Source organism: Caballeronia sp. INML2, assembly GCF_023631365.1.
Lineage (GTDB): Bacteria > Pseudomonadota > Gammaproteobacteria > Burkholderiales > Burkholderiaceae > Caballeronia > Caballeronia turbans.
This window is the reverse complement of sequence record NZ_JALQDH010000024.1, coordinates 55,456-77,635: the sequence shown is the minus strand read 5'-3', so window position 1 is coordinate 77,635 and position 22,180 is coordinate 55,456. Positions and strand designations below refer to the sequence as shown.

Sequence of the window (22,180 nt, the reverse complement as noted above, 5' to 3'; positions counted from 1 at the left end):
ATGAACGATTCCGCTATTGAAATCCGAGATCTGGGCAAGTGCTACAACATCTATGAACGACCGCGTGACCGGTTGCTGCAGATGTTGTATCGCCGTCGTCGCCAGTTGTATCGTCAGTTCTGGGCGTTGCGCGACGTCAGCTTCGACGTGCCGCGCGGAGAGACAATCGGCATTGTCGGCCGCAACGGATCGGGAAAGTCGACGCTGCTGCAGATGATCGCGGGAACGCTGACGCCGAGTACGGGTTCCGTGCAGGCCAACGGCCGTATCGCCGCGTTGCTCGAACTCGGCTCCGGCTTCAATCCCGAATTCACGGGGCGCGAGAACGTGTTCCTCAATGGCGCGTTGCTCGGGCTGTCGCAGGCGGAGATCGAGGCGCGTTTCGACAGCATCGTCGAATTCGCGGACATCGGTCAGTTCGTCGATCAGCCGGTCAAGACGTACTCCAGCGGCATGATGGTGCGGCTTGCGTTCGCGGTGCAGGCGCAGACCGACCCGGAAATTCTCATCGTCGACGAGGCGCTCGCCGTGGGCGATGCACGCTTTCAGGCGAAGTGCTTCGACCGCCTCAAGCAGTTGAAAAGCAACGGCACCAGCATTCTGCTCGTATCGCACAGCAGCGAGCAGATCGTCACCCATTGCTCGCACGCGCTGCTGCTCGACGGCGGCCAGATGCTGATGGCCGGCAATCCGCGCGATGTCGTCAACCGGTATCTCGATCTGCTTTTCGGCCGCAAGCCGGTGGAAGCGAGCGCGGCGGCTCAGGCCGAATCGACCGAAGAAGCGCCGGCGGCCGACGCGGCGCCAGACGAGATGTCCGACGAAAGCGTGGCGCATGTCGCGCACGAACTCGATTTCGTCAACGACCGCTTCGTCACCCGCCCCGGTTACAACCAGTACGAGTATCGCTGGGGCGACGGCTCCGCGAATATCAGCGACTTCCGGATCGTCAGCGACGACGTCGAATATCCGAATTCGATCGAACCGGGCTCGCTCGTCACGCTGACCGTCGCGGTCACGTTCAAGAAGCGCCTGATCCGCCCGATTCTCGGCGTCACGATCAAAACCAAGGAAGGCGTGACCCTGTTCGGAAGCAACTCCGAGCTGCTGAATCTCGACGACGCCCGCCGAGTCGGCGAGCCGGGGGACCAGGCGCTCGCCACCATGCGTTTCCGTTGCAATCTCGGCGCGGGTGATTTCTTCGTGTCGCTCGGCATCGCGACGCGCGAAGCCGGCGAGGTCGTTCCGCATGATCGCCGCTACGACGCGATTCATCTCGTCGTCAGTCCGGACCCGACGTACTTCGGTCTGGCGAACATGAATTTGGAAATGCGGCTGGACAAAATTCAATGACAAACTACGATCTCAACACTTTTGGTTATCGCTTCAACCCGGATACGCGCGTCTGGTCGCGCGCGACCGAAGAGCCCTTCGCCTATAGCGACGGAGATGAAGCCGAAGAGCGTGTAGCCGGCGTAATCGCCGGCGCGAGCGACTTGTCAGTGATGTCCGAGGAACTGCTCCGGCATTGCACCGACTGGCCATCGCGCTATCACCTGTCGCACGAGCGCGCCAACCTTCTCAGGCCTTTCAGCGGCAAGCTGCGCGGCCGCCTTCTCGAAATCGGTGCGGGTTGCGGCGCGATCACGCGCTTTCTGGCCGAAGAGGGCGCCGAGGTGGTGGCGCTCGAAGGCAGCGCACGGCGCGCGCGCATTGCCGCATCGCGCGTGCGCGATCTCAACAACGCCACGGTCGTCTGCGACACCTTTGACGATTTGCGGATCGACGGAAAATTCGATGTCGTCACGCTGATCGGTGTGCTCGAATACGCGCGCAAATACGGGCAGGGTGCGGACCCCGTTCAGGCCATGCTCGAACGCGCGCGCTCCTTCATCAAGCCCGGTGGCACGCTTCTGATCGCCATCGAGAATCAACTGGGGCTCAAGTATCTGGCCGGCATGCCCGAAGACCATCTCGGCAAGCCGATGTTCGGCATTCAAGACCTCTACACGGACGACAGCGTGGTCACGTTCGGCCGCCACGAACTGTCGAAGCGTATCCGCGCCGCGGGTTTCGATACGGTCGATCTGGCGCTGCCGTTTCCGGATTACAAGTTGCCTTCCTCGGTCGTCCTGCCGGGCGGACTCGGCGAGACGAACGCCTTTCGGCCGTGGATCCTGGCCGTGCAATCCGTCAAGCGCGATCATCAGCTTCACGTCATTCCGAATTTCTCGATCGAGCAGGCCTGGGGCGTCGTCGGCAAGAACGATCTGCTGGACGACCTCAGCAATTCGTTCCTATTTCTCGCCACGGTCGAGGGCCCGACGCCGCTGCTCGATCAGGCCACGCTCGCCGTTCACTTCAGCACGGGCCGCCGCCGTCCGTTTCGCAAGTCGACCGCTTTCGAACGGAGCGCGGACGGCCGGGTAGCGGTGAAGCGCCGGCTGCTGGAGCCGTCGCTCGCGCCGGAGAGCGGCTCGATGTTCAAATTCGCTTTCGCCGATGAATGGCTCGAAGAGGGCGAGAGTTTCGAGGCGCTGTTCCTGCGTATCGTCACGACGCCGGGATGGAGCGTGAAACAGGTCGGCGCGTGCCTGCGCGAATTCGTCGACGTGGTCATCGACGCGGCGGCGAAGCGCGGCTTCGTGGTCTCGAACCGCGCGGTGTCGACGTCCCTGCCCGGGTCGATGCTCGATATCGTACCCTTCAACATCATTAGGAAAGCGGGCGGCGGTTACAGCATCATCGATCAGGAATGGTCGTTCGAGGGCGATATCGAACTCGGTTTCCTGGCATTCCGCGCACTGGCCGGCATGGGCCATATGGTGACGCGCTGGGCGACGCCCGCGGATCCGCGCTGGCTGAACCAGAAAGTGTTCTTCGAGCAGGTGTTCGCTCATGCGGGGCTGCTCGCATCGGTGCACGACTTCGACCGCTACCTCGAATTCGAATCGATGTTCCAGTCGTTCGCGACGGGCGTCGGCGCCCGCGTGACCATCGAGCAGTGGCAGCATGCCATTTTCCGCGGCGAGCTGGAGCAGACTCACTCACGCGCTCAAGTGGTCGATGCCGGAGGCCGGCTCTTGAGTGTGAACGACGAGCTGAACACGGTACGCGTGCTGCTGAAGCAGCGCGAAGCCGAACTGCAGCAAGCCTACGCGCAGCGTCAGGAAACGGAGCAGCAGCTTGCCAACGCAACGCGCGCGCTCGACGAGAATCGTGGCACGTGGGAAGCCGGACGGACTTCGCAGGAGCATCGTGAGCGCGTGCTGCGGGAGACGCAGGCGGAGCTGGCCGCGGCGGAAAGCAACGCGGTCGCGCTCGAACGCGAAGTGGGCACGCTCAAGAATACGCTCGCCGCCGCCACTCAGGGTTTCGAAGAATTGAGCGCGCGCTACCGTCTGGTGACGGGCTCGCGTTCGTGGAAACTGACGCGGCCCTTGCGCGGGCTGCTTCTTGCCGTGCGCGATCCGCGCGCCGCGCTCTCGCGCGGCAAGGCCGTGGCGACACCGGCGGCATTCCGGCGAGTGGACAATCTGGCGGCGTCGAGCGGCGGTTATCCGGCGCTCGTGCGCTATGGCCTGCGTATTCTGAAGACGGAAGGGCTGGACGGCGTCAAGTCGCGCGTGCGGCGTCATGTGCAGGGTCAGCCGTTGCTCGCCGACGCCGCGAGCGCCGGCGCGCCGGTCGTGCCGCAGCAGACGCCGGAACCGATCGACTATCCGTTCGTCAAGATCGATGCGGACGGGCTCGTGCACGCATGCGAAACCTTGCGCTTCGAGGTGCATGCCGATCCGCAGGTGACGGTGCTCGTCAAGGCGGTCGGGAACTGCGCGCAGGTGGTGGCGTGCCTGACCTCGATCAGAAAGCGCCAGCAATTGGCGCGCTTCAACGTGGAAGTGCTGGCGGGCCCCGCCCAGGCGGAGCTTGCCGCGTTGCTGCCGGAGTCGTCTGGCGTGCGCCTGCACATGGCTTCGAGCGATGAAGCCTCGGTTCAGCTGAACGAAGCGGTCGCGTCCGCGCGTGGCGCTTTCGTTCTGGTGCTGCGCAGCGACGTGCAGGTGTTCGGACAATGGCTCGATGCCCTCGTCACGCGAATCGAGTCCGACGCATCCATCGTGGCGGTCGGCGGCAAGGTCGCGCTGCCGGACGGACGTCTCAGCGAAGCCGGCGTTCTGATCGGCACGAACGGGGAAGTGCGCCACGTCGGTTTCATGCAGGCATCCAACAATCCGTCGTATGACGTTGCGCGCGACGTCGTGGCCGTGTCCGGCACCATCGTGCTGCTGCGGCGCGCTGCGTTCGTCGACGCGGCGGGCATCGACACCGGGGCGGAACTCGACGGGCTCGATCTGTACGACTACTTCATGCGCGTGGGTGCGCAAGACAAGCGCGTCGTGTATGAACCCGGCTCTCTCGTCGCCTACGCGCCGGACGCCGCGGACGCCGGGGCGGGTCAGGCGCGCGACAGCGAGATTGCGGAGAGTTCGCGCAGTACCTTCGTCTCGCGCTGGGGCGAGCGTCTCGCGGATCTCACGGATATTCGCCTCATCGCTTTCCTGTTGCCGCAATACCATCCCATTCCGGAAAACGACGAATGGTGGGGCAAGGGCTTCACAGAATGGACCAACGTGGCGAAGGCGCATCCGAACTTCGCTGGTCATTATCAGCCACATCGTCCGGCCGATCTCGGCTATTACGATCTGCGCCTGCCCGAAGTGCGTCAGCAGCAGGCCGACCTCGCGCGCGCGGCCGGCATCCACGGGTTCTGCTACTACCACTACTGGTTCGGCGGCCACCGTCTGCTCGAACGTCCGCTCAACGACGTGCTGGCGCTGGGCGAACCGGATTTCCCGTTCTGCATCTGCTGGGCCAACGAGAACTGGACGCGCCGCTGGGACGGTCTCGAGTCCGCCGTGCTGATGGCGCAGAAACACTCGGACGAAGACGACGCCGCGTTCATTCGCTCGTTGCTGCCGACGCTCAGGGATCGACGCTATATCCGCATCAACGGGCGCCCGCTCATCATCGTGTATCGCATGTCGCTGCTGCCGAATCCGCGACGCACGGCGCAGATCTGGCGCGACATCGCCCGCGAGGCGGGTCTCGGCGAACTGTATCTGGCCTATGTGCAGTCGTTCGATAGCTGGGCGCGCAACGAGAAGCCTTCGGACTTCGATTTCGACGCCGCCGTCGAATTTCCGCCGCATGGCTGTGGTGTTCCGTCGCCGCATCCGGTGCAGGGCCTCGATCCGGCGTTCAAGGGCGTGGTCTACGATTACCCACTGACCGCGCAGCAGACGCTGATGAAAGCCCGGCCACCGTATCCGATGTTCCGCGGCGTGATGCCGTCGTGGGACAACACGGCGCGCAAGCAGCATAACTCGCACATTTTCGTGAATTCCTCGCCGGAAGCGTACGAAGCGTGGCTGAGCCAAGCGCTGCAATTCACCGATACCTTCGCCCACGGCGACGAACGTATCGTGTTCATCAACGCATGGAACGAATGGGGCGAGGGTAATCACCTCGAACCGGACATGAAATACGGCCACGCCTATCTGGACGCCACACGCCGGGCGCTCAATCGCATCACGGGACAGGCCGGGTTCTGAGTTAGCATATGAAGTCTCTATATACCAAGTCCATGCGTTTTCTCGGGCCACGCGGCGGCGTGCGCGGTGTGATGCGCATCGCTGTGTCCTATGCGCGCGCTCATGGCTGGAAATCGACCATCCGTCACGCGGGCGGCATGCTCGTTCGCGCGATGTTCTCGCGCTATCTTCGTTCGACCGTCGATGCGCAAGTCGCGGCAAGCTTCTCGGCTCTGGTTTCCGGGGCGGACGAGCGGCTCGAGATTCTGAACCGGATGCCGGGCGACCTGCGCCGCATGCTGCACACCAGCTATCGCGCGCCGCTGGTGAAGCTGCATCCCGAGTATGCATCGGCGATGGACGTGCCACGTCCCGCGAAGACGCTCGTCAAGGCCATCGCGTTTTACATGCCCGTGCCGGAGCCGGGCACGGGCCCGGGTTTCGTTGCGGTGGACGGCTGGAGCCGCGTTGCGCATCAGGCGCCGCGGTTCGTCGGGCACTATCAGCCGCATCTTCCCGCGAAACCTTTCGACGTCGATGCGCCCACGGCGGAATCGATGTCGCGAGAGGCCGCGCTCGCGCGTCAGTACGGCATTCATGCTTTCTGTTTTCATCAGTTGATGGACGTCGGCGGCGAGTTGCCGGCGGGATTGCTTACGATCCTGGGCGCGCCCGATATCGACATGCATTTCGCCGCCTGTCTGACGACGCGCGCCGCCTTGCGGAACGCGTCAGCCTCGGCCTCGGCGGAGGAAGGAACTGCGCTGCAGGGCGGACTTTCCGCCGCGCGCGCGGCGAGCCTCGCGCCGGGCCTGGTGCAGGCCATGCACGATCCTCGCTGGCTGCGCGTGAGTGGCAAGCCGATGCTCGTGATCCTCGCCGAACGCAGCGCGGCCGCATCGCGTGAGTCGGTGGCGGCGCTGCGGTCGGCGCTCGCCGATGCAGGCGTCGCGAATGTGCATCTCGTCGGCGCGCCACTTATCTCCGCTCGCGATGCCGACTATTTCGACGCAGTGCTTGAATATGCGCCCACCGACAGCGCGGCGCAGACGCCGGCACAGGCGAGCGTCGTGCTCGCGCCGGACTTCACTGGCGCCGTGTTCGACTATGCCGCCGCGGCAGCGGCGAGCGTCGAATCGCCCAAGGCCGCGCGGACGGTTTATCGAAGCGCGTTCCCGAACTGGGATACCACCGGATACGGCGGTCGCGAAGCGGAGGTGTTCGCGAATTTCAGTCCGCGCCTTTTCGCCGGCTGGCTCTGGAATCTTTGCGTCGATGCGTCAGCGCGCCTGCCGCTCGATGATCGGTTCGTGTTCCTCAATTCGTGGAACGGCTGGGAGTCGGGCTCGCATCTGTTGCCGGACCTCTATCTGGGCCACGCGCATCTCGAGGCGACGCGCCGCACACTGGAGGCGTTCGGGCCGCCGAAGCCCAAGACATGGAAGGCCGACGGCAAGGACGTGGCCGCGATCGTGCATTTGCACTATCCGGATCTCTGGCCTGAGATTGCGGGCTATCTGCGCAATCTGCCGCCCGAATCCGGCGTGTACGTGTCAATAGCGCAAAGCGCGCCGGCGGATCTGGAAGCCCAGATCAAACGGGATTTCGCTAACGCCGTCGTGCGTCGGCTCGAAAATCGCGGACGCGATATCCTGCCCTTCATGACCTTGTTCCGGGAAGTCGTGTCGGATGGCCAGCGCTATCTTTGCAAGATTCATTCGAAGAAGTCGAAGCATCGCGTCGATGGCGACGTCTGGCGCCGCGATCTCTACGACAAGTTGTTAGGCTCCCCCGAGGTGATCGACAGCATTTTGTACGCGTTCGAAGACCGCCAAACCCTCGGATTGATCGGGCCTACGGGACACATGGTGTCGTCGGCATACTACTGGGGCTCCAACGCGGCGAACGTAGGCCGCCTGGGTCGCCAGCTCGGCTTCGATGCCGAGTCGATGCAGTACGAGTTCGCCGCCGGCACGATGTTCTGGGCCAAGGTCGCCGCGCTGAAGCCATTGCTGGATCTGCCGCTTTCCCGCGATGACTTCGAAGCCGAAGCGGGGCAACTCGATGGCACGCTCGCCCACGCGGTCGAGCGCGCATTGCCGCTCTCCGTCGCGAACGCGGGAATGTGCGTCGTCGACACCAATCTCGTGATGGAGCAGGGGTCCACGATGCAGGATGTCGGCGACTACGGGGAATACGCCTGGGCGCGGCGCGGTTGACTTCGCCGCCGCGCGCTGGCCGGACACCGCCGGACAGCGCGCGGTATCATTCGCTTCCCTGCGAAGCGGCACGCGTCTCGCGCGGCTTCAAAAATACGATGGTCTGATAGGGGTCGAGCAAAGACACGTCGTAGCCGACGAATTCCCATTCCGGCCAGTGGGTGCGCAGATAGTCGAACGAGAATGAGGCATCGCCATAAGTGTTAAGTCCCTCGGCATCGACTGCGCCGACGCCCTGCTGGACATGGTGAGGCGTGAACGCGTACTTGTTCTCGCGATGCAGCCGGCGCATCAGGTCCGTGTCGGCTTTCGCGCTTCCCGTGTTGTGAACGTACCAATAGCTGTCGGGGCGGATCGTCATGGCGAGCAGTCCGTCTGGCGCGAGGCTCTTGCGAAGCGCGCGCAGCACCGAGATCGCGGTTTTCTCAGACAGATGCGTGAACACGCTGAACGCATAGATGAGGTCGAACCGGACATCCGGAAAGGGCACTTCATCCGGAACGTAGTCGCAAACGGCCAGATTGGCGGCGACCTTGTACCCCTTGCAAAGATCGATCGACGCACTCCACGGATCGCACCCGTACAAGCGGGCCGGATCGGTGAACTTGTACATGAGACGAAGCAGGCGGCCCCAGCCGCATCCGTAATCTAGCATCGTTGCGCCGTCGAGCAGCCGGCCCGTGTGTCTAAAGAATCCCGCCTCCACGGCGCGCGCGAACGCCGCGCTCTGAAACAGCAGCGTGTGTCCGTGATTGCCCGTCCAGGCGTCCTGAACACTGTCCGCTGCCATCATCGGAAGCGCTGCGCGGGCCGCGGCATACTGGCTCGGGATCTCGAGCAGCGCGTCGGCCACCACGTCGAGCGGCAACTCGCGCAGTGCCGCGAATACGTTCCCCCCTTGCTCCGCGATTGCATTCAACTTCTCGAAGATTGCCGGACGGTCCATGCGCTTCTCCTGTCGATAAGCATTGAGACGTCAGAGGGCAACCAACTACCGGGTTGTTTCGCGGAGGGCATCGAGCGTCAGCACGACTGCTCCGAAACTTACAGTTCGCTGAAGATGGTACAGGAAAACTCTAGCCTGACACGGCATGGTTTTCGGCCATTGGACAGGCCGGCGAGACGTTGCGTCACAAATGATAGACTCCGTGCTCGAAACGGCGGCGCGCCGCACCGCGTTTTCAGCGGCGCACGATCTCACTCTTTCTTTTCACTTGCCAACGGGAACACGTAGTTGGGCGCAGATACTCTCATCCAAACGCCTTCAAAGAAGGCTCGCTTACCCAGATTTCGGACCGGAGCCTGCCTTCTGTTTCTGTTTGGGCTGGCTGTTGCGGCAACCTCGGTGACGGGCGTCGTCCTGAACTATTCGCCCGTCCCGTGGTGGGACCAATGGTTCGGAACGGTGAACTGGTACATGCAGGCGGAACAGCACTGGTGGCCTTCGTTCTGGAGTCTGCATAACGAGCATCGCCTGTTGTTCTCGCGACTCATCTTCTGGCCCGACATGCGCTGGTTCGGCGGCGTCAACGTGCTTTCGCTGGCTGGAAACGTCGCGGTGTGCGCGGCGCTCGCCTTTGCATCGTATCGAAGCGTGCAACTCGGATCGTCCTTCTCGCGCACGTGCAGACTGGCTGTTGCCGGCTTCGTGATGGCGTTCTGCTTTTCGTGGATGCAGAGCGACAACTTCACGTGGGGCTTCCAGAATCAATGGTTCGCGGTGAACCTGTTCGCGCTGCTCGCGTTCCATTCGATCTCCGTGAGCGCGGCGCGAGGGCATGACGTCCGCCCGTTCGTCGTCGCGCTGTTGTGCAACATCGCAGCATCGTTTTCGATGGCCAACGGCACGCTCACGTGGCCTCTCTCGATCCTTCTCGTGCTGTACTGGCGCTTTCCGCTTCGCGTGCTGGTCACGCTGGTGGCCACGTTCCTGATCGTGGCGGCTGCCAATTTCTGGCGCTCACAGGGCGCAACGGGATCGATCCCGCACGGCACGCTCGCCTACGTCATCCAGCATCAGATCGGCGACCTGATTCGCTATGGCGTGCGATATCTCGGTTCGCCCATGTTCTTCGCGTTTCGAAGCTCGCCGCTTGCAACCTTCGCCGGCGCCGTGGTCCTGGTCGGAGCCGGTTGGGGCACATGGACGGCGCTCCGGTCCCGGCGAACGAAAGCGCCTGCATTGCTCGCTTTCGCGATCTTCTTGTGTCTTACCGCATTCGCGACGGGCGTCGGGCGGCTGGTGCTCGGTCTGGGCAACGTCTATCAACCGCGCTACGCGACCAACGCTCTGCTCGCGTGGATGGCGCTGCTTCTCTTCGGCTTCTTGAACGTTCAACAGCGGCCGTGGCGGCGCGTCGTCGGCGTGTGCGCGCTCTTCGCGCTCGTCGCGGTGGGCGTTTCGCAGCGCAAGGCGCTTTCGCCGGATCGCGACGTGATGTTCGAGCGTCTCGTCGCCGGGCAGGCGATCCGCGAGGGCGTCTACGATCACGCTTATCTGGGCGTTCTGTGGGATCACGACGACTATCTGAAGACGATCATCGAAGCCGCGAGGGCGCAAAAGCTCAGCATTCTCGCGCCGGACGCGCCGGGCTACGACCATCCTCCCGCGCGGATTCTCACCGACGAACGTTGCGAAGGCTATATCGACGGCACGGCGCCCACCGAGACGCAGGGCATGTCCCGCGCGGAAGGCTGGGTCTTCGACCGGTCGCACGATTCGGCGCCGAAGACCATCGTCGTGACGGATGCGGATGGGGATACGATCGGCAACGGCGTCGTCGGCAAAACGCGCGCCGACGCGGCGGCCACGCTCGGCACGCGAGAGACGCGCGTGGGCTGGGTGGCGTTCTATCGAACGACACCGAACATTTCGGTGTTCGCGAAGACGCGCGATGGCGGGTACTGCCGTTTGAAATGAAGAAACGGCGCCGCCTGAGAACGCGTGCCGCGCGAACTCGCGCGACGCGATGTTTCAGCCGGACACGCCGCGCCCGCTACGCTCAGCCCTTGAAGGTCCAGCGCTTATGCCCGATGTAGCTGGTGAACACGGGCACCGCCACACCGACCAGATGCGCGATATCCCGATCGTGCCAGTTCATGCCAATGCGCGGGAACAGATAGTACGCGATGCCCACGCTGACCGTCCATGTCTGCAGCACCGCGACGAAATTCACGAGCGTGAAGAAAAACACGGAGCGTCCTGTCGACTGCGTGCTGCTCTTGAACACGAAGAGCTTGGCGAGCACAAACGCCGTGATCATGCCCGTGATATACGCGACGACGATCGCGGGCGAATAGGGCATCCACAGGTTATAGACGATCCGGCTTCCCCAATTGACCGCCGCGGCAAAGCCGCCTGTCAGCAGGAAGACGAGAAATTCGCGCGAGACGAAGGTGTTCTTGGCGATCGAATGAATGCGCCTCATATCATCTTCGCCATCTTGCGGGCGAGATCGATACTCTCGGAGATACCGCGATCCTCCGGGTAGTAATACGACGTATCCGCGACCAGCAAGCCTTTCACCGGGAGTTGAATCGGCGGCAGGCGATCGAGATAACCCGGTTCGCAAATGGGCTGCGCATAGCGGTAGCGGCTCGCCCGAACGTCGATGAAATCAGCTTGCTTGAGCGCCGGATTGATTTTCATGAGATAGCGCTTAACGGTGTCGATGAACACCGCATCGGGCTGCTGATACTTCGGGTGCTCGCCCGGAAGATAGTACGGCACATAGACGATGTGCTGATCCAGCGGGCGCAGATTCGTGTACTCGACGATTCCCGGAATGTCCATCTCCGGGTCGTTGGTGTTGAGCCAGAAATTATCCGTGACGGGCTTCCTGAGCTTGGCGATGATGCAGACAACCGCGATGTTCTTCACGCTCTTGAACGCGTCGAGAATCTTCGGCGGCAGGTCGGGCATGACCGATGGCACGTAGGGCAGCGGAATGGTGCTGATCACCTTGTCGAACGGATGCAACGTGTCGTTAACCTGAATGCCCTTGACCGCGCCGTTCTCCATGACGACCTTCTGCACGCGCGTGCCCAGCCGGAACTCGCCGCCATTTTCCTCGATATAGCGCCGCATGCCGTTAAGCAAGGTTTCGGAACCGCCGTCGAGATATCCGAGCTTCTCGTGAAAGAGGTTGTAGCGCGAGCGCCCGATGCGGCGAATGCGGCTCCAGATCCACGCGGCCGACAGGTTGTACGCGTAGTCGTAGAACTTGTAGTCGAACAGACGGCGCCAGAGGACTTCCCATGCTTCCTCGCCGATCCAGCGGCGAATCCAGCCGGTTGCCTCTACATTGTCCAGCGGTTTCCAGTCGTTGCGCTTGGTCGAAAGAAACGCATGCAGGCCGTAGCGGAACTTCGCGGCGAAGCTCAGCCCCTTGAACTTCAGGAGGGCGATGGGATTGCCCCAGGGCTGCACGCGATTCTGATAGAAGTAGCCCATTTTGGTTTCGCGCCACTGCATCTTGTCCGCCAGCCCGAGCTCGTCGAGCACCTTCAGAAAGGCGTGATCCGAGATGGCGTGGAAGTGGTAATAGCGCTCGATGGACAAACCGCCGAAGTCGAAGCACGCGGCCATGCCGCCGACGCGGTCGTCCGCTTCGAAGACGATCGGCTTGCGCCCGTCTTTCACGAGTTGGTACGCGGCGGCGAGGCCCATCGGCCCCGCGCCCAGGACTGCAATTCGCTCGTCGTTCATGTGTCGCGAAACTAGAATTTGAGTGCGATGTGGCTGTAGACGGGATCATTGAACGTCTCGTCCATCGCGTTGGCGAAAGATGTCTGTCGAATCTGGAAAATGCCCGGCCAGTCGATGATTTCGAATTCATCGCCCGCTGTGAGCGCTTTCAGCTGATCGGCCGTGAAAGGCGGATTTTTATCGAAGACGGCGTAGATCTTCAGCAGGACGGCGAACAGCCCGTAAGGAATGTTCACGATCGCGCATCTCGCGCGCGTGGCCCGCTTGATCTGGCGAATGATGTCAATGTAATCGACACGTTCGAGCCCCGAGATGTTGTATGCCGAACCCTTGATGCGCGAGTTGATGCAACTGATGATCACGTTGCAGAAGTCGCCGACGTACAGAGGCTGGCGCATGTACTTGCCGCTTCCGGGAATGGGAAACACCGGCACCTTCTGCATGAAGCGCGAGAGCCAGCCGAGATGCTTGCGGTCGAACCAGCCGAACATGAGCGTCGGGCGCAGCACCACGCATTCGATCCCCGAAGCCAGCACGATTTCTTCCTGCTCCCGCTTGGTGTCGGTATAAAAATCCTTCGCCACCGAATTCACTACCGACGAGCTGATGTGCACGGTATAGGGCACGTTGTATTGCTTGATGGCGGCGAGCACGTTGCGTGTCGACACGATGTTGTTGCGAATGAACGGTTCGATGGTCGGCGCGCCGATCTGCGCCTGCAACATGACCACGACGTCCGCACCTTCGAAGTAGTGCTCCCAGCCGCCCGGTTCTGCGAGATCCGCATAGACGGCCGTCACGTCCGGATGGGTCTGACGGAGAATATCGAGGTTCTCGCGAAACTTGTCGAGCACGACGAGATTGTCGTACCCCTGAGCCTTGAGGCGTGCGACGAGGTTCTGGCCGACCAGGCCTGCGCCGCCGGGAAGAAGGATTCGGATTTGCTTCATGCGTTAGCTCGAAAGGTAAAACTCGGTAAAATACGCGGCATTTTACCGCGTGGCGGCAGGCGGCCCGAACGGGCGGCCGCTCGCTAGGCGATCTGCGCCGCGCTTCTCAGGGCGCGAGCCTGGTCGTGCCTGCTTCGGGCAGCGAGCAGAACGTGCCGTCCCGCAAGCGCCCGCTGATGCGCACGCGTTGCGCGTCGCCTGCTTCCACGAATGCCGTCCACTGCGAAAAGAGCGCGTCCCGGCCGGCGACGCGCTCGATGTCGTGGCGCTTCCCGCCTGCGATGCCTGTGCCGAGCACGTTGCCGTCCGCGTCCGTCGCGACGATGGTGCGCGGCACCGCACCGGCATGCGGGTCGAAGATCCATCCTTTCGCGACGAGCATACCGGGCGTGCCCGTGGCGTGAATCGATTCGATCTTGCCTTCGCAGGCCGTGCCCGCCGCGATACGCACGGGCGCAACATAGTAGTCCGTCTGATCCTTTGCGAAGATCGCGAAACCGCGAGGCTCGGCTTGCTTCGCGATTGCCTCCAGTGCGGACGGCACGGGATAGGCGCCGAGCAGAAAGTCCGGATCGTACACGTGCGCCCTGAGCGCCAGCCCGGCGACGTCGAGCGCGTAGATCGATTTCGCGTCGTAGCGCAGCGCGAGCCGCTCGAACGACGCGACGAGAACGACGCCGGCCATCGCAACGACGAGCGTGAGCCGTTTGCCGGAGCGAGTCGAAGCGTTGAGGAACGTGAATAAGCCGAGCGCGAGCCAGCACGTGAGCGAGGCCGTGGTGTAGCGGCCTGCGAGCGCCGATTCGAGCCCGAAGCCGAGCCGGCCGCAGGCGGTCGCGAAGCCATTGCTGGCGACGAACATCGACATCGCGAGAAGCGACGTCGCCTTCGGAGCGTCGGCGCCACGCGCGAAGAGAAGACGAGCACAGTGAACCAGCAGCGTCAGAAGCACGATGAGACCCGCGACGTCCGCGCCTTTGGACCCGAGCACGGTCTGCCCGGCAGGCGATCCCAGATAAAGAACGAAATAGCGCAGAACCTGCACCGGATGCTCGCGCAACGCGGCGAGCGGCGAACCGCCGCTGCTGGCGGGCGCGTGCCAGTTAGCGAAGTAGGCAAACAGCGTCGCCGCGGAAACCGCCGCCGTCACGACGACGCGCCCCGCCCCGATGCGCCGGTAAAGCGCGACGGCGAACAGCACGGGGAAGACGAGCACGCCGCTCGACATCGAGCACGCCGACAGCACCGCTGAACCGAGCGCAAGCGCCAGCCATGCGTTCGCGCGGACCGCTTCGCGCGTCGCCACGAATTCCGCGCAGCGGTCCATGCAATGGAACGCGCAGAGCGCGAACAGATACACCGCAAACCACTGAAGCTGGAAGCCCCAGAAGAAGTTGCCGCCCTGCATCCACGAGAACGCGACGATCAGGCACACGCCCGCCAAACCGAGCGACCGGACGCCGGGAAAGCGCGCATGACGGCGCGCGACGCAGAATAGGAGCAAACCGATGCATCCGCCCAATGCGAGATTGGCGGCGATTAGCAGGACGTTGCGGCCGCCGAGGTAGCGCAAGTCCAGATAAAAGAAGATGCGCGGAAAAACGAGCCGGTGCTCGTTGTGCTGCTCGAAAAATGCAGCGAGCGGGTTCTGCGCCGCGCGCATGAAGAATGCGACGTTGCCGTCCCACTGATCGGCGAGCGGCACCGGCGAGAAATGCCGCACGACGCCGTACACGGTCAGGAGAAACGTGGCCGCGCCAAGCGCGAAGAGGGTCCAGTTCCCGACGTGCCGCAGCGTTTGCGCGCGTGCTGCACAGCTCACAAAGACGCCCGCTTGAACAGAAACTGCGGCACGTTGCGGATGATCGCCATGATTCCCCACCAGAACCACGGCGTGTACAACACGTTCTTTTTCCGGTCGATGGCCCGCACAATATCGCCCGCGACCTTGTCGGGCGTAGCCACGAGCGGGCCGGGCAGCGGCAGACCCGCCGTCATCGGCGTGGCGACGAAACCCGGCTTGATCGTCAGCACGTGCACGCCTTTCTTGAACAGGCGCGCCCTCAGCCCCTCGAGAAATGCCGAGAGCGCCGCCTTCGCGCTGCCATAGAGATAGTTCGATGGCCGTCCGCGATCGCCCGCCACCGACGAGATTACGGCAAGTGCGCCATGCCGCTGGCCCTCCAGTACATTAGCGAGCGGCGTCAGAAGCGCGATCAGCGACGTGGCGTTCGTGTTGAATTCCCGAACCGCGACGGACGCATCCGCTTCGCACGCCGATTGGTCCGGCAGCGTGCCGGGCGCGACCAGCACGACATCGATCGAGCGGAGTTCCGCAACGGCGCGTTCCAGCATGGCCGCGTGCGCGTCCAGGTCATCGATATCCAACTGATGGCAGGCCGCCAACTGCGCGCCGCGCGCGGTGAGATCGGCGGATACCTGCGCGAGCCGCTCGCCATTGCGCGCGACGAGAACGAAACGCGCGCCCTTCGCAGCCCAGACGCGCGCGCAGGCGATGGCGATCGCGGAAGTCGCGCCAACGATAACAATGTTTTTCATGTCTTGACTACTCGTTCCCAGAAGCGCGACAGCATGGCCGGGTCGCGCTGGGCCTCCAGCAATTCCCATTGCGGATAGGCCGTTCGAAAATCGGCGCCCGACATATGCGCGTCCTTGGCCGGATAGAGGCGTCCGCCGGCTTCGCGCACGATCGCGTCGAGCGTTGCAAAGAGCCTGTCGTTACGCGCATCCCTTTGTGGAAAGTCGAGCGCGAGCGACGCGCCGGGCAAGGGGAATGACAACAGGCCGGGCGATGCCACATCGCCGCAGCGTTTTAGCACGGCCAGGAACGAGCCTGTGCCGCTCGCCGATATGGTCTCGAGAATCGCACGCGTGGCTTCGCGCGCGTTCGCCGTCGGGACCACGCACTGATACTGCTGGAACCCCGCGCGCCCGTACATGCGGTTCCAGTGGAGCAGGCTGTCGAGCGGATAAAAATACGCATCGTAGCCGACGCGCGACTCCACGCGCGCGCCGCGCTGGCGGCGGTAATACAGTTCGTTGAAGGCACGCAGTGTCAGGCCGTTGATGGGCGAGACGGGTGGCGTTACAGGCATCGTGTGCTTCTTGCGGTCGTCGATGGCGAGCGGCCCATGCGCCGCGTGGTCGCCCACCATGAAGATGCCGCGGCCGAGCGCCGCGCCCTGGCTCAGGCAGTCCACCCAGGCGACGCTGTATTCGTGCCGGGCATCGAGTTCCTCCGATAGGACGAAGAACTCGTCGAGATTGGCGAACCGGATGCTCGTCACGTCGATCTGGCTAGTGAAAACCGGCATCAGCTGGATCTCGACCCAGGTAATGAGCCCCGTCAGGCCCAGACCGCCAATCGTGGCGGAAAAAAGACTCTCGTTGAACGAAGGCGAGCACTGCATTTCAGTGCCGTCGCTGCGCAGAAGGCCGAAGGCGCGAACATGCCGGCCGAACGTCCCACGGACGTGATGATTCTTGCCATGAACGTCGTTGGCGACGGCTCCGGCGAGCGTCGCGTATTTGGTGCCGGGCGTGACGGGCAGCATCCAGCCTCGCGGGACCGCCGCGGTGAGAATTTGCTCCAGGGTGATGCCGGGTTCCGCCCGAAACACGCCTGTCGTCCAGTCCGCGCTCATAATTCGGTCGAGCGCGAGCATGTGAACTACATGTCCCGATGCCGCTAGGCAACTATCGCCGTAGCTGCGGCCGTTGCCGAATGCAAGCGTGCTGCCGTGCGCCGCAGCCTCGCGCCAGACGCGTGCGGTCATGTCGCGCCAAGCGACCGCATGCGGCTGCTGCGGCGCTTTGGGATAGCGTCCCCAGGACAGAAGCTCCGTCATCGTTCAGATCGCCAGCCAGAAAACGAGCGCGCACAACGCGACGACGCACAAGCTCGTCCGGTCGCGCGCGGCGAACACGATGGGATCGTCGTCCATGCCGCCACGATGCGCGATGATCCACGTGCGGCTGATCCAGTAAAGTAGCAGCGGGCATGCGAGCCAGATGATCTGCGGATGGCGATAGAGCGCCGTCGTGCCGCGGTCCTGGATGTACAGCGCCAGCACCAGCACGGCGAGATAGCCAGACGATGTGCCGAGCGACGAGATCAGCGACAGGTCGCTCGCGACGTAGCCTCGCCCGCGCGTCTTCACGAGCCCGCGCTCTTTCATAGAATGAAGCTCTGCGTAGCGCTTGACGAGGGCCAGGCTGAGAAAGATGAACATCGAGAACGCGAGCAGCCAGAACGTCAGGTGCGCGCCAATCGCCGCGGTGCCCGCGACGATGCGCACGGTGTACAGCCCCGCGAGCACGACCACGTCGACCATCACGCGGCGCTTGAGCACCGTCGAATAGGCGAGCGTGAGCACATAGTAACCCCCGAGCACGGCGCCGAAGCGCCAGGGCAGGAAGGCGAATGCGATCCCGAACGCCGCGACCACCAGCACGGGAAATGAGGTGAGGCCGACGAGCAACGGCATCGCGCCCGCGGCGAGCGGACGCTTGCGCTTCACCGGATGATGGCGATCGTCCTCGAGATCGAGCAGGTCGTTGAGCAGATAGACGCTCGACGCACACATACCGAAAGTAATAAAAGCGATGATCGCGGCGAGCACGCGATGCGAGTCGTCCGCGAAATGCCCGGCGAGCAGCGGCAGGAAGATCAGCAAATTCTTGAGCCACTGGTGCAGCCGCAGCGACTTCGCCCACACTCTGAGCGTCGACGGGCGGCTCTCGAACACGCGCTCCACATTGCCGTTGCCGTGCGCCGCGCGCGCCACGCCGGGGAGCGGATTGACCACGTACGCGCGATCTGCGGCCTGCCAGACTGGAACGTCGTCATGGGAGTTGCCGACATAGTCGAAGCCCTTTTCGCCGTATTCGGCGACCAGGGCGTCGCGTTTCTTTTCGGCCGAAAGATTGATCGTCTCGTTGGTCGCGAAAACGGTGTCGAAGATCCCTAGGTGATCGGCGATGCCCTTGGCGAAGCGTTCGTGACTCGCAGTGGCAAGCACGAGTGAGCGTCCCGATTCGCGCGCCTCGCTCAGCCATGCGATGAGTTCGGTGTCGTAAGGAAGAACGCTGACATCGATATTCGCGTGCTCCGCAAGGCCCGTCTTCAGCGTGGCCTTGCCCCCGCGCGCGAGCCACAGGAGCGGTGCGTAGAATCGAAGCGGGAATGCTCTCAGGAACGCAAACCCGCTTTCAACCAGTACGTCCGAACGGATGAGCGTGCCGTCGAGGTCGACGACGATGGGTTTGCTGCGCATTCAATCGGCCAAGGAATCAACTTTATGAGTGAGGCGTCATTCACCTCGAAGAATTGTGCAAACGGCATGCATTTGAACGTTATGCGGGCGCTACTTTACTATCGGTGGGGCTCGAGCACAAACCGTGCCCTAATTTTTTGCAAAATTCTACCTTGGCACGGTTGACTCGAAATATGCAATTTCTTGATCTACGCTATAAACTAAGTCAATGAAACTAAGTTCAGGAGGTAAAAATGCGCACATTCAACATGCACGAAGCGAAAACCAACCTCTCAAAGCTCATCGATGAGACGGTGAACGGCGGACAGCCGTTCGTTATCGCGAAAGCGGGCAAGCCGTTGGTCAAAGTTGTGAGGATAGACGCAGAAGCGGAGCAGCCGCGCAGACGTATTGGATTCATGAAGGGGCAGCTGACGGTGCCTCCTGACTTCGATAGGATGGCTGCAGACGAAATTGCTGATATGTTCGAGGGCAAGTCGAAGTGAAGCTTCTTCTCGATACGCATCTGCTCATTTGGGCGGCGAGCGATGATCCGGCGCTGTCCGGGCAAGCGCGAAGTTTGATCGAAGATCCGAACAACACGCTTTATTTCAGTGTTCAGAGCATCTGGGAGATCGTCATCAAGAGCTCGCTCCGGCGTCCCGATTTCCAACTCGATGCCCGCGTTTTTCGAACGAACCTTCTTGACGCCGGATACAACGAGCTCTCAATCGAGGCTCACCACGCCCTCGAGATACTGCAGCTTCCGCCGATTCACAGAGATCCGTTCGACCGGATGCTAATCGCTCAGGCGATCTCGGAAGGAATCGTGCTGCTTACGCACGATGACATCGTGCGGCAGTACGATTCCGCCCCGGTGCGGTATGTCTAATCTTTTCGACTAACGCAAGCAGGATCGTCAAGGCCATCAGCCGATCAGGTTTCAGCCGGCGTTGACAGGAATGTCCCCGCAACGCTTGAGCACCGCTGGAAGCGCACCAATCGGCATCGGCGCGAATTCGGCCCACCGATGAAACCGGTGAGCATGAGACCGCCGATCGTTAAGATGAAGCGCAAGGTTTCGAATCGCTTTGCGCTGTGTTTGTACAGGCATTGAAAGGCGAATGGCGAAAGGCGTATCGAAATCGCGAGCTTTCCGTCAAACCTCGCGCGCCGAAGGGCCTAGTATCCTAATTACCTATCCGCGTCACCGACGCATCGACCTGAGTGCATCGCACTCCATTTGTACCAAGCCTCGCGCTCGATGAGCGCAATCTCACTGAACGGCAGCGACGCTGCCCATTGAACTGGCCGTGTCATGTCGGAAACTGAGTTCAACAAGAACCGCATGAACGCTAGCCTTTCCAGCAAAACGCAGAACCTCATCGACTGAGAACAACCTCGCACGGACAGTGCGAACGTCCACTTTCCTTTCGTCTCCGGCAAGCAGCCAAGCCTGACTCACGCGGTCCCGATTCGAGGCGACCGTGATGAACAAGCTCTTGAGACGGGAAATCACTTGCACCATCGGTGCGGATTTCTTCATCTCTTTCTGTCGGCCCGCGCAGCCGAAAACAAAATGCGCAACAAGAATTGCTTGGCGCGACAGGCTATGCCTGCGGTCAAGTAGCCGTGCTTCGGACTCGTCCGGAGTATGGATCATCAGGTCGCAGTGCTTCCCTGCGCCGGGTGAATCGAAAATCTGATCTCTAAGATCCCGGAAAGCAAAGCGTGCAGTATTCCAACCACCCCGGGACGTTCTTTTGATAGGTGAGAACGTCGCCTTTCGGATCACAGCCGTGAAAATCCAACTCAACTTCTCGACGCTGTTGGACAACGCCGGGCTGCCACAGCGGCTCACGAAGGAACTCACCGAACTCTTCCAACACCACTTATCGAAAGCCCACAGCAAGACGCGCGTGACCTCCAACGCGATTTCCATTAAGACCCAAACATACCGCGTGCGACATCTCATCGCGGGTTTTCGCGAACTACGAAAAGGCGGCTTCGCGCTTCAGTCGCCGTGGAACCTATCGGAAAAACACATCGCCTATCTGGTTAAGCTTTGGGTCACCGAGAAGGAGCAGGCGCCGGGCACCGTCGAGAACAAGCTCACCTACTGGCGCACACTCGCCGCGTGGATGAAAAAGCATCAACTCGTAGGTACCGTCGATGACTACATCAAGCGGCCCGACGGATATCGCCGCTACTATGTGGCTCAGGAAGATAAATCTTGGGAAGCGGCCAACGTCGACGTCAATAACACGATCTCTCGACTCTGCGAGCGCGATCGCTGGGTCGCAATCCAGGTCGAGTTGCAGGCCACCTTTGGGCTGCGTGCACAGGAAAGCATGCTCTTGCGTCCCCTGCAGTGTTTGCGCGTATCAGGCCATCTGCATGTCATCGACGGCACGAAGGGCGGGCGGCCCAGGCTCGTGCCGATTGACGCCGAGTGGCAATACGAAGTTCTGATCCGTGCTGCACGGCTCGCCAACCCACGCACGGGGTCCATGATTCCGGAGCCGTGGTCCTTGAAAAAGTGGTATCGCCATTTCTACCACGTCCTGCAGAAGGAGGGCATTACCCGCGGCGGCTTGGGCGTCACGGTGCATGGACTACGCCATGCGTACCTCCAGAGAATGTACGAGCAAATTACCGGCGTACCGGCACCCATCAAGCGGGCCGACCACCGGCCCGACCCGGAGCTTCATCAGAGGGCCATGCAACAGTTAGTGGAAGCCGCCGGACATAGTCTCGCAGCAAAGGCTACGGCGTACATCTCGACATTTGCCACGGCCGAGCGCCTGTCGCGACCCGTGATCACGCCCGAACAGGTGATCGCCGCCCTTCAGGACGCACGGGGCGTCAAATCGGAAGCTGCGAAGAGCTTGAACATCTCGAGGCAAGCTTTTTACCGCCTCCTTGCGAAATGCGGGCCTTCGCAATTCGCCACAACCGCGGTTTCCGCCGTCGCGCATGCAGTGCCAGCACCAGTTTGCCCTGGTTCCAGGCTGACCGAACGTGGCGATGCGTCGCTCGACGGTCCTGTGTGTGGTCAACTGTCGTTGCTCGGCGATCTGCCGGACTGACATATCCAATTCTCGCAAAGTCGATGGTTGTTGCATGGCTGGCAAGGGTAGCGTCGGTCATCTCGCCCGGCGTTCTCGACCATGTAAGCTCATTCTCTTCAAGGCGTTTGATTCTGCATGTAATCGGCGGTTCAATGCGCAACATCGTCGCTCAAGGGGTTCGACAGTGCTCTTTCCGATCGTCGTCATCTTTGTGAGAACCGGCACCGCTTTGATGCACCGGTCGACCGTAAGGCAAAGTCGCTGACGCGCATCGCTCGGTCAGTGACAGACGCTGAATGCTCCCGTCTTTCGCGCCGTGCGCGCGATAACGGAGGGCGCCCAATACTCAGCTAGGGCGGAACGTC

At 62.2% G+C, this 22,180-nt stretch carries 16 protein-coding genes; 7 read left to right on the top strand and 9 right to left on the bottom strand.

The genetic code is table 11. The features are described 5' to 3' along the window. From NCT32_RS10670 to NCT32_RS10660, 3 genes are read left to right on the top strand one after another with little or no spacing between them, the layout of a single operon-like run. The gene (locus NCT32_RS10670; RefSeq protein WP_250490211.1) at positions 1-1,353 is read left to right on the top strand and encodes an ABC transporter ATP-binding protein; all 1,353 of its coding nucleotides are present in this window, start codon (positions 1-3) and stop codon (positions 1,351-1,353) included. Beyond that, on the top strand, positions 1,350-5,612 hold the full coding sequence (locus NCT32_RS10665) for a glycoside hydrolase family 99-like domain-containing protein (RefSeq protein WP_250490210.1): 4,263 nt from the start codon (positions 1,350-1,352) through the stop codon (positions 5,610-5,612). Before NCT32_RS10670 ends, NCT32_RS10665 begins: the two co-directional genes overlap by 4 nt. A gap of 8 nt (positions 5,613-5,620) precedes the next feature. Beyond that, a complete protein-coding gene (locus NCT32_RS10660) occupies positions 5,621-7,810 on the top strand; it encodes a glycoside hydrolase family 99-like domain-containing protein (RefSeq protein ID WP_250490209.1) in 2,190 nt (729 codons plus the stop codon). 46 nt (positions 7,811-7,856) lie between these two features. Here the strand turns inward: NCT32_RS10660 and NCT32_RS10655 are convergent, their stop codons facing one another. Then, positions 7,857-8,756, bottom strand: a complete 900-nt coding sequence (locus NCT32_RS10655) for a class I SAM-dependent methyltransferase (protein ID WP_250490208.1) — start codon at positions 8,754-8,756, stop codon at positions 7,857-7,859. Positions 8,757-9,155: 399 nt separating this feature from the next. Here NCT32_RS10655 and NCT32_RS10650 point away from each other — a divergent pair, with 399 nt between their 5' ends. Next, positions 9,156-10,730 carry a hypothetical protein gene (locus NCT32_RS10650; protein ID WP_250490207.1) on the top strand — a complete coding sequence of 525 codons (1,575 nt, stop codon included), beginning with the start codon at positions 9,156-9,158 and terminating at the stop codon, positions 10,728-10,730. Between the two features lie 82 nt (positions 10,731-10,812). Here NCT32_RS10650 and NCT32_RS10645 read toward each other — a convergent pair whose 3' ends face one another. The 7 genes from NCT32_RS10645 to NCT32_RS10615 form a co-directional block, all read right to left on the bottom strand. After that, positions 10,813-11,238 carry a GtrA family protein gene (locus NCT32_RS10645; protein ID WP_250490206.1) on the bottom strand — a complete coding sequence of 142 codons (426 nt, stop codon included), beginning with the start codon at positions 11,236-11,238 and terminating at the stop codon, positions 10,813-10,815. Then, a complete protein-coding gene (locus tag NCT32_RS10640; protein ID WP_250490205.1) occupies positions 11,235-12,518 on the bottom strand; it encodes an NAD(P)/FAD-dependent oxidoreductase in 1,284 nt (427 codons plus the stop codon). The genes NCT32_RS10645 and NCT32_RS10640 overlap by 4 nt, the downstream gene beginning before the upstream one ends. A gap of 11 nt (positions 12,519-12,529) precedes the next feature. Continuing rightward, positions 12,530-13,468 carry an NAD(P)-dependent oxidoreductase gene (locus tag NCT32_RS10635; RefSeq protein WP_250490204.1) on the bottom strand — a complete coding sequence of 313 codons (939 nt, stop codon included), beginning with the start codon at positions 13,466-13,468 and terminating at the stop codon, positions 12,530-12,532. A gap of 106 nt (positions 13,469-13,574) precedes the next feature. Beyond that, positions 13,575-15,290: a hypothetical protein gene (locus NCT32_RS10630; protein ID WP_250490203.1), complete on the bottom strand. Its 1,716-nt coding sequence runs from the start codon at positions 15,288-15,290 to the stop codon at positions 13,575-13,577. After that, positions 15,287-16,027 (bottom strand): SDR family oxidoreductase, encoded by a 741-nt coding sequence (locus NCT32_RS10625; protein ID WP_250490202.1) that lies wholly within the window; start codon positions 16,025-16,027, stop codon positions 15,287-15,289. Before NCT32_RS10625 ends, NCT32_RS10630 begins: the two co-directional genes overlap by 4 nt. After that, positions 16,024-17,337 carry an FAD-binding oxidoreductase gene (locus NCT32_RS10620; protein ID WP_250490201.1) on the bottom strand — a complete coding sequence of 438 codons (1,314 nt, stop codon included), beginning with the start codon at positions 17,335-17,337 and terminating at the stop codon, positions 16,024-16,026. The genes NCT32_RS10625 and NCT32_RS10620 overlap by 4 nt, the downstream gene beginning before the upstream one ends. A gap of 3 nt (positions 17,338-17,340) precedes the next feature. After that, a complete protein-coding gene (locus NCT32_RS10615; RefSeq protein WP_250490200.1) occupies positions 17,341-18,765 on the bottom strand; it encodes a UbiA family prenyltransferase in 1,425 nt (474 codons plus the stop codon). Positions 18,766-18,998: 233 nt separating this feature from the next. On the opposite strand from NCT32_RS10615, the gene NCT32_RS10610 reads away from it, so the two are divergent. Together NCT32_RS10610 and NCT32_RS10605 are read left to right on the top strand one after the other, a co-directional pair. Continuing rightward, positions 18,999-19,250: a type II toxin-antitoxin system Phd/YefM family antitoxin gene (locus NCT32_RS10610; RefSeq protein WP_250490199.1), complete on the top strand. Its 252-nt coding sequence runs from the start codon at positions 18,999-19,001 to the stop codon at positions 19,248-19,250. Next, positions 19,247-19,636, top strand: a complete 390-nt coding sequence (locus tag NCT32_RS10605; RefSeq protein ID WP_250490198.1) for a type II toxin-antitoxin system VapC family toxin — start codon at positions 19,247-19,249, stop codon at positions 19,634-19,636. Before NCT32_RS10610 ends, NCT32_RS10605 begins: the two co-directional genes overlap by 4 nt. Positions 19,637-20,020: 384 nt before the next feature. Here the strand turns inward: NCT32_RS10605 and NCT32_RS10600 are convergent, their stop codons facing one another. Continuing rightward, positions 20,021-20,407, bottom strand: a complete 387-nt coding sequence (locus NCT32_RS10600) for a hypothetical protein (RefSeq protein ID WP_250490197.1) — start codon at positions 20,405-20,407, stop codon at positions 20,021-20,023. Between the two features lie 136 nt (positions 20,408-20,543). Between NCT32_RS10600 and NCT32_RS10595 the strand changes: the two genes are divergently transcribed. Then, positions 20,544-21,833, top strand: a complete 1,290-nt coding sequence (locus NCT32_RS10595; protein ID WP_250490196.1) for an integrase domain-containing protein — start codon at positions 20,544-20,546, stop codon at positions 21,831-21,833. Positions 21,834-22,180 lie beyond the last annotated feature (347 nt).

Coding starts and splice junctions, on each gene's coding strand:
- NCT32_RS10670 (WP_250490211.1), top strand. CDS start 1: ATGAACGATTCCGCTATTGAAATCCGAGATCTGGGCAAGTGCTACAAC.
- NCT32_RS10665 (WP_250490210.1), top strand. CDS start 1,350: ATGACAAACTACGATCTCAACACTTTTGGTTATCGCTTCAACCCGGAT.
- NCT32_RS10660 (WP_250490209.1), top strand. CDS start 5,621: ATGAAGTCTCTATATACCAAGTCCATGCGTTTTCTCGGGCCACGCGGC.
- NCT32_RS10655 (WP_250490208.1), bottom strand. CDS start 8,756: ATGGACCGTCCGGCAATCTTCGAGAAGTTGAATGCAATCGCGGAGCAA.
- NCT32_RS10645 (WP_250490206.1), bottom strand. CDS start 11,238: ATGAGGCGCATTCATTCGATCGCCAAGAACACCTTCGTCTCGCGCGAA.
- NCT32_RS10640 (WP_250490205.1), bottom strand. CDS start 12,518: ATGAACGACGAGCGAATTGCAGTCCTGGGCGCGGGGCCGATGGGCCTC.
- NCT32_RS10635 (WP_250490204.1), bottom strand. CDS start 13,468: ATGAAGCAAATCCGAATCCTTCTTCCCGGCGGCGCAGGCCTGGTCGGC.
- NCT32_RS10625 (WP_250490202.1), bottom strand. CDS start 16,027: ATGAAAAACATTGTTATCGTTGGCGCGACTTCCGCGATCGCCATCGCC.
- NCT32_RS10620 (WP_250490201.1), bottom strand. CDS start 17,337: ATGACGGAGCTTCTGTCCTGGGGACGCTATCCCAAAGCGCCGCAGCAG.
- NCT32_RS10615 (WP_250490200.1), bottom strand. CDS start 18,765: ATGCGCAGCAAACCCATCGTCGTCGACCTCGACGGCACGCTCATCCGT.
- NCT32_RS10610 (WP_250490199.1), top strand. CDS start 18,999: ATGCGCACATTCAACATGCACGAAGCGAAAACCAACCTCTCAAAGCTC.
- NCT32_RS10600 (WP_250490197.1), bottom strand. CDS start 20,407: ATGATCCATACTCCGGACGAGTCCGAAGCACGGCTACTTGACCGCAGG.